Origin of the sequence: Asticcacaulis biprosthecium C19 (assembly GCF_000204015.1) — a bacterium.
Classification (GTDB): domain Bacteria; phylum Pseudomonadota; class Alphaproteobacteria; order Caulobacterales; family Caulobacteraceae; genus Asticcacaulis; species Asticcacaulis biprosthecius.
Genome location: NZ_GL883078.1, coordinates 698,576 through 709,012, shown reverse-complemented (window position 1 = coordinate 709,012; position 10,437 = coordinate 698,576). Strand labels below are relative to the sequence as shown.

General features: G+C 60.4%; 13 protein-coding genes. 4 read left to right on the top strand and 9 right to left on the bottom strand.

Features of this window, described 5'->3' with window-relative positions; all coding sequences use genetic code 11:
- Positions 1–223 precede the first annotated feature (223 nt).
- The 3 genes from ABI_RS13725 to ABI_RS13715 all read left to right on the top strand — a co-directional run bounded on the left by ABI_RS13725 (position 224) and on the right by ABI_RS13715 (position 2,490).
- Positions 224–748, top strand: a complete 525-nt coding sequence (locus ABI_RS13725) for an arsenate reductase ArsC (protein WP_006273620.1) — start codon at positions 224–226, stop codon at positions 746–748.
- 212 nt (positions 749–960) lie between these two features.
- Complete coding sequence (locus tag ABI_RS13720; RefSeq protein WP_006273619.1) at positions 961–1,311, top strand: ArsR/SmtB family transcription factor; 351 nt, start codon at positions 961–963, stop codon at positions 1,309–1,311.
- 411 nt (positions 1,312–1,722) lie between these two features.
- A complete protein-coding gene (locus ABI_RS13715) occupies positions 1,723–2,490 on the top strand; it encodes a DUF4142 domain-containing protein (RefSeq protein ID WP_006273618.1) in 768 nt (255 codons plus the stop codon).
- A 47-nt stretch (positions 2,491–2,537) separates the two neighbouring features.
- Here ABI_RS13715 and ABI_RS13710 read toward each other — a convergent pair whose 3' ends face one another.
- From ABI_RS13710 to ABI_RS13685, 6 genes are all read right to left on the bottom strand, one after another.
- Positions 2,538–2,894, bottom strand: a complete 357-nt coding sequence (locus tag ABI_RS13710; RefSeq protein WP_006273617.1) for a DUF1963 domain-containing protein — start codon at positions 2,892–2,894, stop codon at positions 2,538–2,540.
- A gap of 54 nt (positions 2,895–2,948) precedes the next feature.
- Entirely contained in the window at positions 2,949–3,839 is an 891-nt protein-coding gene (locus ABI_RS13705) for a DUF1963 domain-containing protein (RefSeq protein WP_006273616.1), read from the bottom strand.
- A 71-nt stretch (positions 3,840–3,910) separates the two neighbouring features.
- Entirely contained in the window at positions 3,911–4,330 is a 420-nt protein-coding gene (arsC, locus tag ABI_RS13700) for an arsenate reductase (glutaredoxin) (RefSeq protein WP_006273615.1), read from the bottom strand.
- Positions 4,327–5,022: an MIP/aquaporin family protein gene (locus ABI_RS13695; protein ID WP_006273614.1), complete on the bottom strand. Its 696-nt coding sequence runs from the start codon at positions 5,020–5,022 to the stop codon at positions 4,327–4,329. Before ABI_RS13695 ends, arsC begins: the two co-directional genes overlap by 4 nt.
- Positions 5,023–5,025: 3 nt before the next feature.
- Positions 5,026–5,358, bottom strand: a complete 333-nt coding sequence (locus ABI_RS13690; RefSeq protein ID WP_006273612.1) for an ArsR/SmtB family transcription factor — start codon at positions 5,356–5,358, stop codon at positions 5,026–5,028.
- A gap of 128 nt (positions 5,359–5,486) precedes the next feature.
- The gene (locus tag ABI_RS13685) at positions 5,487–6,542 is read right to left on the bottom strand and encodes a sodium-dependent bicarbonate transport family permease (RefSeq protein WP_245531354.1); all 1,056 of its coding nucleotides are present in this window, start codon (positions 6,540–6,542) and stop codon (positions 5,487–5,489) included.
- On the opposite strand from ABI_RS13685, the gene ABI_RS13680 reads away from it, so the two are divergent.
- Complete coding sequence (locus ABI_RS13680) at positions 6,527–7,414, top strand: LysR family transcriptional regulator (protein ID WP_006273609.1); 888 nt, start codon at positions 6,527–6,529, stop codon at positions 7,412–7,414. The two genes, ABI_RS13685 and ABI_RS13680, sit on opposite strands and share 16 nt — an antisense overlap.
- A 9-nt stretch (positions 7,415–7,423) precedes the next feature.
- Here ABI_RS13680 and ABI_RS13675 read toward each other — a convergent pair whose 3' ends face one another.
- From ABI_RS13675 to ABI_RS25240, 3 genes are all read right to left on the bottom strand, one after another.
- Entirely contained in the window at positions 7,424–8,137 is a 714-nt protein-coding gene (locus ABI_RS13675) for a response regulator (protein ID WP_006273608.1), read from the bottom strand.
- Entirely contained in the window at positions 8,134–9,654 is a 1,521-nt protein-coding gene (locus tag ABI_RS13670) for a sensor histidine kinase (protein WP_006273607.1), read from the bottom strand. The genes ABI_RS13675 and ABI_RS13670 overlap by 4 nt, the downstream gene beginning before the upstream one ends.
- A 221-nt stretch (positions 9,655–9,875) precedes the next feature.
- Positions 9,876–10,049 carry a hypothetical protein gene (locus ABI_RS25240; protein WP_006273606.1) on the bottom strand — a complete coding sequence of 58 codons (174 nt, stop codon included), beginning with the start codon at positions 10,047–10,049 and terminating at the stop codon, positions 9,876–9,878.
- Positions 10,050–10,437: the final 388 nt, after the last annotated feature.

The window sequence follows — 10,437 nt, the reverse complement described above, 5'->3', positions numbered from 1 at the left end:
GAGGGGAGAGGGTAGGGGTGAGGGGTTGGTGCGGCCATCCTCCCAAGAATCAAAGTCACCCAAACTCTGCATGCAGTCGTCCGAGCCAAGGCCAATCCAATCAACAGTTTTGACATTCATGTCAAATTAACCGTTCTTCTCAACGGCTTCCTTATTCTTCACTGATAACTTCGTTCTACTAGGGCGAAGCAAAACGCTTCATCAGCGAGAGGGCGGTTGGCGTATGACGACGAGTGGCTTGCGGACATTCAATGTCCTGTTCCTGTGTACCCATAATTCGGCCCGGTCGATCCTGGCCGAGGCGCTTCTCAACCGGCTCGGCGCCGGGCGTTTTGAAGCCTGGTCCGCCGGCTATGATCCGGTTCCGGCCATCAGTCCCTATGCGCTCGCTCTTCTGCATAAGATCAATTACAACCCGTCGCGCCTGGCGACCAAGCCGATCACCGCGGTCATGGGCAAGTACGATCCCGCCTTCGATATCGTCATCCGCCTCTGCCCGGATCGCCGCGGCAGTTCGCGTACCCCCCAATTCAAGGGCAATCCGGCCGTTATCGACTGGCACCTGCCGGATCCCTGCGACGTCATGGGCTCGTCGGCAACGATCGCGGCGGCCTATGCCGACGTCTTTGACGTCCTGGCTGGCCGCATCGATGTCCTGGCCAACCTGCCGCAAGCCGCGCTGGAAAGTGAAGCCATCGGCGCGCGCCTTGAGCGTATGGGCGAAAACCACCTCCGCCTGGCATCATAACCAAGGCTTATCGAATAAAGTGAAGGGCAAAACCTGAGCGTGTCTCGCGGGGAGCGGGGCACGCTCTTTTTGCGGTTTAACAATTGATGAAGATGGGGATGAACCGACGTTATTTTCGTTGTCGCCTTTATGTTTCCATAGTTTTGTAATAGTAGAAAGTTGAGTTTAGAGGTCGGTTCCGGTTAGGTAGAATTATGACAAGCGAAGATGCTGTGGTTAACCTTTTTGCCCTGGCGCACCCTGGGCGTTTGAATGTTTTCCGCACCATCGTAAAGGCGGGGCCCGATGGCATGGCGGCGGGCAAAATCGCTGAAAGCAACGGCATTCCGGCCAACACGGCCTCGACCCACCTGAGCATTCTGACGGGTGCCGGTCTGCTGTCCGCCTACCGCGACGGCCGCTCCATCATCTACCGCGCCAATTTTTCTCACTTTTCCGAACTGTTGGGCTTCATGCTGGAGGACTGCACTGAAAACCAGCCCGAAGCTGCTGAATCGCTGCGCGAATATTTCAAGTCTCACCCGGCCATCTCCGCGCCGGCCAAGGTCGCCAAGGCCAAGTGAGTTTGTTACGGTTAACGCAACCCTAAGAAAGCGCCGGGCCCCGCTCCGGCGCTTTTTGCATAACTAAACCAGTGGAGCATGGCTATCGCAAAGGGTGTCACGAACTCACGCCTCCCCATTTCATGGGGAGGGGTGGGGCGAAGGGGTGGAGGGGTATCTTACCGTCTGAGCCGTAGCCTCCAAAGTTACAGTTTAAAACTCAGTAATTCCCAACAACTGCCATAGAATGGCCAAATTTCGCCAAATATCACAGTATGTTTACGCTATACTGATTTTTTGGTTAGATCCTTCACAGTCTATATTTGCTGAAATAGCCCTTTGATGTCACATTAATACCTCTTCACGCTGACATATTATGCGTCCTGCTTGGGGCTGTCGAACAGTAACCCTCGCTTTACCAAGGAGACTGCTATGAAAGCACGTTTAGCTTATAAGATCACAGGTATTCTTGCCGCTATTGCCGCCGCGTCGGCGCTGAGCGCCACCGCGCAGGATACCATGGCGACCGATCCGGCCGCGCCCGTTCCGTCCCAGGCAACGGTCCCGGGATCGGTGGCACCGTCCACCACGCCAGCACCGACCGTCGAAGCCCCCAACACCACAGCAACCCCGAACCCCACCGCCCCGACCGAGCCGGCTGTAGAGACTCCCGCCACCCCGCCGGCCAATCCTGACGCCGCCGCCGACGTCGCCCAGACGACGCCCGATGCCGCAGCGCCCGACACGACGACCACGGCCGATGCCTCGGCGCCGAAGGCCTTCATGCAGCAGGCTTACCTGGCGAACGAGTTCAGCATCGCCGCCGCCCAACTGGCGGTCGAAAAGGGCTCGACCCAGGACATCAAGGACACCGCGCAATCGGTTCTGAATGACGGCTTGAAGACCCGCACGGCCATGGTTACGGCCATCCAGACCTCGACCTCGGATATGGAATTCGACCAGAACTGGAACGAAGAGTACAAGCAGAAGCTGGCGGACCTCCAGACTCTCGCTGGCGCGGACTTCGACGCCAAATATCTGGAACTCCAGGGCCAGGTCAGCAATGACAGTGCCACCTTCTACCAGAGCTTCGCGACCACGGCCTCGGACGACTCGGTGAAGACCTTCGCCTCGGCGACGCTTTCTACCCTGACGGCCCAGAACGACGCTTTGGAATCCGTCTCCCAGGGCGGCCAATAACTTGAACCCTCACGACCAAAGGAGCCCCGGAGCGATCCGGGGCTTTTTTAGAGGTCCAGTGTCACGACGACACGGTCAAAGCGCAGGGCCGTCAAGTCCTCACGCGTGATCCAGAACTGGCAGGTTCCTCCGTTTGCAAGCTCAAACTCCATGCCGGGGTCACTATCGAACTGCATCAGAAGCAAATGCGTCCGGCTCAGGTCCTCCATAACCTCTTCCCTATTTGGTACGATCCCCAACATTTGGTGAGCGATGATGTCGTCGAATGCGTAGCCCGGCTGGATGGCGTGATGAAGCCGGCGGGTGAGGGTCCGAAGACGTGAACTGATCAGGCCCGAGGTTGCCGGGTCCGCCATCAAAGGGCCGGTACATGCTAGAGCCGCCTGTTCCAGCAACTTGTCCAAGCTCTGCTCTTCGCGGTCTATGGCAAGCTCTTTATTGCGCTCCACACCTTGGCACTAGGAACGGAAAAGACCCCGCTCCGAAGCGGGTATGGCGGAAAACACGCCTTGAGCCCGGGCCTTTTCTATCCAGTTCCGCGCTGCGCGTTTGTCATCTTCAAATTGGCCGATAACGGTGCCCAGCCTGTGCAATATTTCGTCGGCGACGTGGTCGACATACAGCCACGCCTGGGGAAACCGTGGACACGGAAAGGCAAGGCCACCGTCGTCAGGCGGCGGGGGTGGCGGTTCTGAATAGGGACCGAAGGCATCGAAGACGGATTTATCCCGAAGTCTCAGGCCGAGGTTTTCCGGACGGTGATACCCTTCATAACCGGGGTGAGATATCTCGTAGGTGTCGATCACGGCCGACGTAATGCGGGTTTTCAGGAAGGCTTTGGGAGCAAGGCTTCCCTCCTTGTGGAATCGGAACCAGGCATTCTGTTCGCTGCTATATCGCTTGTAGTGAAGAATATGCAGGTCGTCAGGTGCTGACGTCTCTTGAAAGCTCGCCGCGTCGCCATTGTGATACTGGACGGTATGGCCACCATCGACCCTCTTAAAATACGGGATCTGCCAATCGAAGAAGAAATAGAGGATTCCCTGTGAGGGAAGTAGGCCGCGTAGTTCACTGTCCGGCAGGGTGGCCATATCGATCTGACCAAGGAAGCTGACGCCGGACGAGCCATCCGCGACGGCCGGATAAGGCGAGGTCGGCCACTGAAAATCTGCAGGCGTTATCGGCAGGCCGCCGAAAAAGCTGAGACAGCTTTTATCCAAGGGCGCCGGCGGCTGGCGGCAGAACATGATGCCCGGCGACGACGGCGGGCGTGGTAGTGCATCTTCGTCCAGCCAGTTAATGGATAACGTTTTTGACAATCCCAAGAGCCGTTTGAGCCATTCCCACATTGACTATCCCCCTTTCAGCCAAATTTATCACATAATGGCCATCTTGTACCGGTTGAGGACGTCAGCGTTAATCAGATACGTTGCCCCCCGACATCGATCATCAACGCGCCGTCTTCCTTGTAGAACGGCCCTGCCGGCCATCTCTCCAGCAGGTCGAGGACGATTTCCGACGGCCGGCACAGCCTTGTGCCCTTGGGCGTCACCACAAACGGCCGATTGACCAGCACCGGCGTGCTCATCATGGCAGCCAGAATCTGTTCGTCGCTGACGCCCGGCTCCAGCAGCCCCAGTTCCTTTGCGGGAGACTTCGTCTCGCGCAAAGCCTGGCGCGGCGTCAGGCCGGCATCGGCCAGCAGCTTCACAAGCGGTTCGCGCTCCCAACCGGCTTGCAGGTATTCGACGACGACGGGCGCGTAGCCGGCCGCTTCGATAACGGCCAGGACGTTCCGCGAGGTGCCGCAGTCAGGATTATGATAGATGGTGACGCTCATTGTTCGCTCTCAACTTGGCTGGAATTTGACAGGGCCGGCGGGCTCAGCAGCCAGCCGAAGACGATGACGCCCAACGCCGCACCGGCGCCCTGGGCTGCGATAAACACCGGCACCGACGATGGCGCAATGCCGGCAAAGCTGTCGGACAGGCTGCGCGCCAAGGTCACCGCCGGATTGGCAAACGAGGTCGACGATGTGAACCAGTAGGCGGAGGTGATGTAGAGGCCGACGGCCATCGGCGTAAAGTCGGGCTTGAACCGGACACAGCCAAAGATCGTTGCCATCAGCCCGAAGGTGGCAACGGCTTCAGAGAACGCCAGCGACGGCCCGTCCCTCAGCTTGGTTGAGACCTGAACCAACGCCTGGCCGAACATGGCGTGGGCCATCCACACGCCGATAATGGCGCCTGCCACCTGCGCCAGGATATAACCGATGGCCGGTTTCACGCCGATCTCGCGCCGCGCCGCGAAGGCCAGAGTCACGACCGGGTTGAAATGCGCCCCCGATATGGGCCCGAAGATGGTGATCAACACCACCAAGCCAGCGCCGGTCGCCAGGGTATTGCCCAGCAAGGCGATGGCCGTATTGCCGCCAGCCAGGCTTTCACCCATGATCCCTGAGCCGACGACGATCGCCAACAGCAAGGCCGTGCCCAGGCCTTCCGCGAACAGTTTGCGCGAGATCGTAAACATGTCTCAGCACCCACAGGTGAGCTTGGCGATGACCGGCTGGCACATCTCCGGCGCCCCGCCGCAGCAATTTTCCATGAGAAACCCCAGCAGCCCCTGCACGCCGGCCATATCGGCGAAATAGCGAATACTGCGCCCCTCCCGCGTGCTGCGGATCAGCCCGGCATGGGCCAGCACAGACAGATTGGCGGACATGGTGTTCTGCCGCACGCCAAGCCGCTCGCCGACTTCCCCGGCGGCCATGCCCTCACGCCCGACCTGAACCAACAGCCGAAACACATCCAGCCGTGTCTCCTGGCTCAGGGCTGCTAAAGCTTCCAGGGTTTGCGTCTTATCCATATATCATGATTAAGTGATATATGGATCTCAAGTCAAGTTTCGAACACGACGAAGCGAATGCCCATTCTCGGCACATCACCAGCGTGCGGAGGCTGCCATTCGGCGCAGCAAAGGCTCCAACATGGGCGTCATTGACTTGTAAGATACGAATACAGCGGAATGCCGATCAGGATATTGAACGGAAACGTCACAGCCAGGCTCATCGGTATGTAGATCGCCTGCTGGGCCTGCGGTAGCGCGACCCGCATGGCTGCGGGGACGGCGATATACGAAGCGGAGGCGCACAGGACCGTGAACAAAAAGGTGGTCCCCACGTCTAGGCCGATAAGGTGGCTGGCACCCATGCCGAGTGCCGCGCCAATCAGCGGCATATACAGCCCAAAGGCCAGGAGCGCCGGCGAGAACTGCCGGATATGTTTGAGGTTTCGGCTGACCGTCAGCCCCATGTCGAGCAGGAACAGGCACAGTATGCCCTGGAACGGATCGATGAAGAAGGCGCTAACGCTGGTCATCTTGGCAGATCCCACGACGGTGCCAATCACCAGCGCACCGATCAGCAACAGAACAGCGCCGTTGGTCGCCGTCTCCGCCAGTAAATGACTGAACTTGTGAGGTCGTTCCTGGTCCCGCGCCAGCATGAGGCCGGAAATAATCGCCGGCGCCTCCATCGCGGCCACAACCGCGACGATGTAGCCGGCATAGGCGACATGATGCAGGTCGAGATAGCTGACGGCGGTCGCGAAGGTCACAACGCTGACCGACCCGTAGTGCGCTGCTGTCGCCGCCGCCGTTGCCCTTTCGAGCGAAGTCGTGAATTTCAGCAAGCCATAGCCGATAACCGGCTGAAGCAAACCAAACAGAATGCCAAAGCCAAGCGTAGCGGCGAAGTCGGCACTCAGCGCCCCTTCGGCCCTCAGCGCCATGCCGCCCTTGAGGCCGATCGCCATCATCAGGAAGATCGACAGGAATTGGCTGATGCTGCGCGGAACGCTCAAATTGGAACGCACAATTCCCGCCAGAACGCCCAGACCAAAAAACAAAACCGGCGCCGATACGATGCCTTGCAACAGGGAAAAACTCATTTGCACCCTCCAGGATGGGCGCCGGGTAACGCAATTGCCGTCATTCGAGAAATGGATTATTTTCATATCAGTTATTCGAATTATGGATGAGACTTTTGCCATTCGATACCGACAGTCAGTCTTTGAAGGCCTTCCTGGCGCTCGCGGAGACTCTCAACTTCACCCGTGCTGCCCAGAAGATTGGCCGAAGCCAGTCTGCGCTCAGCATGCAGATACGCCGTCTGGAGGACAGTGTTGGCCGTCCCCTGTTTTACCGGACCCAGCGCCTTGTAAAACTGACGCACGATGGCGAGGTGTTTCTGGGGTATGCGCGCTCGATCCTGGACCTGCATCGCGAGGCCCATTCGCGGCTGCACGAACCCGAGGTCGAGGGAGAAATTCGTGTCGGCACACCTGAAGATTTCGCCACCCACTATCTTCCGGAAGTCCTGGCTGCCTTCCGCGCCCTGCATCCGCGTGTGCTGCTCAACATCAGTTGCGATCTGACCCTGAACCTGGTGAAGGCCTTCGAGACCGGACAGCACGACATCGTCCTGGTTAAGCGCGATCCCCAGACGGTGGACGGCGGTGTGCGGGTGTGGCGTGAGCCTCTGGTCTGGGTGACGGGGGAACGGAATAGCGAAAAGGTTACGTCGGATAAGGATTTAGCCCTGACCCTCGCGTTGTCGCCGCCCCCTTGCATTTATCGCGCACGGGCTCTGGCGGCGCTGGCGCGCCACGGCCGCGCCTGGCGCATCGGCTACACCAGCCCCAGCCTGACCGGCACCCTGGCGGCTGTGCGTTCGGGGCTCGGGATCAGCGTCCTGCCGGCAAACATGATCCCAAAAGGCGTCAAGGTGGCGGACGAAGCTTTGGGCCTGCCCGACCTCGCCGATGCCGAGATCGCCATGTTGACCGCCGACGGCCTTGGCCCAGCCGGCGCGATGCTGGCGCGTCACATTATCGACAGCCTTGATCGGATGCGCGGCGCGTGATCCTCGCCTTCACGCCTGACCCTTGGTGACCCCTGACGCTTCCAGCCGGTAGCCTATACCCGGCTCGTTGACGATAAACTGGTCGCGGCCCGGATCCAGCTCCAGCTTCTGGCGTAATTGCGCGATATAGATGCGCAGATACTGATTGTCCTCAACATAGGCGTCGCCCCACACCTTTTGCATAAGGTATTTGTGGGTCAGAAGCTTGCCGGCGTGCATGGCCAGGACCTTCAGCAGGGCGAACTCCTTGGGCGATAGCTTGATGGCAATGTCACGCACCGTGACCTTGTGCGCTGTCAGGTCGATGCACAGGTCACCGGCGCGCACAACCGTATCTTCTGCCACCGCCAGCAGCGAATCCCGCAGGGCAGCGCGCAACCGCGCCAGCAACTCGCCCGTTCCGAACGGCTTGGTGACAAAGTCATTGGCGCCCATGTCGAAGGCCTTGATCTTGTCGTCCTCGTGGTCGCGGGCGGACACGATAAGGATCGGCATCTTGGACCAGCTTCTGACCATGGAGATGACCTCGGTGCCGTCCATATCGGGCAAGCCCAGATCCAGAAGGATAGCATCGGGTTTCACCGACGTGGCCAGACGCACGCCCTCGCGCCCGGTCTCAGCCGGAATGACGGTATAGTCGTGCGAGGTCAGCGTGATGGTCAGGAATTTGCGGATCTGAGGATCGTCCTCAATGACCAGGATCCTGGGCTGCAATCCGTTCATTCGACCTCCTCCTCGGGCAGGGTTACCAGCAATGTAGCGTCGGTGGGCAGGCTCAGGCGCATACAGGCGCCGGTGCCGTCCGGCGGATCGACGGCTTCGACGCTCCCGCTATAGATGTCCATGATCTCCCGGCAGATGTACAGCCCAAGTCCCGTGCCGGCAATCTTGCGGTCGCCGTCCACGGCGCGGTAGAACTTCGTGAAGACCAGATCGCGCTGGGCGGGGGCGATGCCCTCGCCATCATCGTCAATATCGATCACCACCCCATCGGCTGTCTGCCGTGCACCGATCGTTATGGCGCCTTCGGCCGGGCCGTATTTCAGCGCGTTTTCGATGAGGTTCAACAGCACCAGATCAAACATGGATGGGTTGACGTTCAGGAGCGGGAAGCCCGGCTCGATCTCGATGCGAAAGGTCTGGTGGCCGATGAGTGGGCGCAGGGTGCGCAGAACACCCGACAGGGCGTCGCGGATATGCACGGGTTCGCATTTCGGCCGGATACCGGTTTCCAGACGACTCATTTCGATCAGGTTGATGACAAAGCGGTTCAGTCGCTGCGCCTCCGCCAGGCCGTCGCCGACGATCTCGTGCGCCGTGTCATCGACGCGCCCCTGCAGCGCTTCCAGCGCGCCGATGATACCCACCAGCGGCGTCTTGAAGTCATGCGACAAAGACGACAGCATGGCACTCATGAAGCGTTCGCGGTCGGCTTGCCGGACCTGTTCTGTGCGTGCCTCGGTCAGGGCTGCGCGGCTGATGGCCAGAGCGACCTGCCCCGTCAGGGTCGACAGGAAGCGCTGCGGGAAGGTATCCGCGACCGGCGGGAGGCCGGCGCGTGGTTCAAACACCAGAACGCCCGCGACATCGTCCGCCTCCCCCAGGGGCAGGATCAGGCGCGGGTCTTCGCCAGAGATCGCCTGACCTTGGCCGGCCGGCTGGCGGCGGGTCATGACCTCGACAAAAACCGGATCGAGCGCGGACGACGGTTTCAGGTGGATGCGGCACGGCGCCTGAAGGATGACCGACAGGCGGTGTTCAGCGGCGGCGCAGACGTCGTCGACGGAGGTCTTGCCGATCAGATCCTGATTGAGCTGGTACAGGTCGGTCAGAAAGTTTTCCCGGGTTTGGCCCTCGCGCGTTATCCGGCGCAGGCGCGTGGCCAGGGCGCTGACGACCAGGCTGACCGTCAACAGGACAACGACCTTGGCGAGCACCTGCGGATTGCTGACATCCAGCGAACCATAGGCGGCGCTCAGCACCAGATGATAGGCGATGACGCTCAGCCCCACGGTCGCCAGAGCCAGTCTGAGATCGAAGAAAACCGCCGCACACAGCACGGGCAGGACAAACAGGATCCCCAGCGATTCGGGTGAGGGAAAGCCCATGCGATCCAGAGCGAAGGCCACCCCCGTCACGCCGGCGACCAGGGCGAAGCTCAGCAGGCCCTCCTGCCAGAGCGTCCACCGATTCTTGCGGACGGCGAGAACGTGATCCTCGAAGATAAAGGCTGGAGACATACTGCGCGGCCCGGTGGGTGTACTTGACGACGCCTACCACGTTACAGCCGGGCAGACGACCTTGCAAAAAAGACCGCCAGGGCAAGATCTGCCCTGGCGGCTGGCGTGGCCGCGGCGCTTTCGCGGCCGGCCCGTGGTCTTAGGGTGGGGGGGAGGGGGACCACGGGGAAGCGCCGATCCCGACGGCGAGGGGGGGGGGGAGCGGTCGGGACCGAAACGGATCACCGCATCATGCCGGGCTTCTGTCGCAGGCTGCGTTTCTTGGCTTCGCGCCGGAAAGACTTGTAGGCCCTTTCGGGGGCATCCGCGTCGTCATCGGTCACGCGGATGGGGGCGGGGCGCTGAAGGGTGAAGCGGTAGCGGTTGGCAATACGAAAGTCGTCAAAGGCACGCACGGCTGTGTTCCTCTCCAAATGGCTGGATCCTCGGATCCTTTACGTTAGCGGCCGAAATGTCCTTGTCGGCTTAGTTGCCCGGGGCATTCCGTTCTCGCCAGACAAGACTAGCCGCTGCGGCCGCCAAAAATCTGTGCCGAAGTGGCAGGGGGGGCGCTGTGTTTGTGCTGCCGGGGTGTAGCCGTTCCGTAAAAAGATGACGGCGCCGCGACAGCAACCTCAACGTCAAACTCAGGCAGATTTCAAACGCGCTTTGCCACCATTCTGCGGTGATGGCCGCCGCGCCGCGGCTAGGCATCCCCACCCGATACAACACAGAGGTCCCCATGGTCCCGACACCCCGCTCAGAGCGCATCCCAAAACGTGTGACCACCGCGTGGGCGATCCC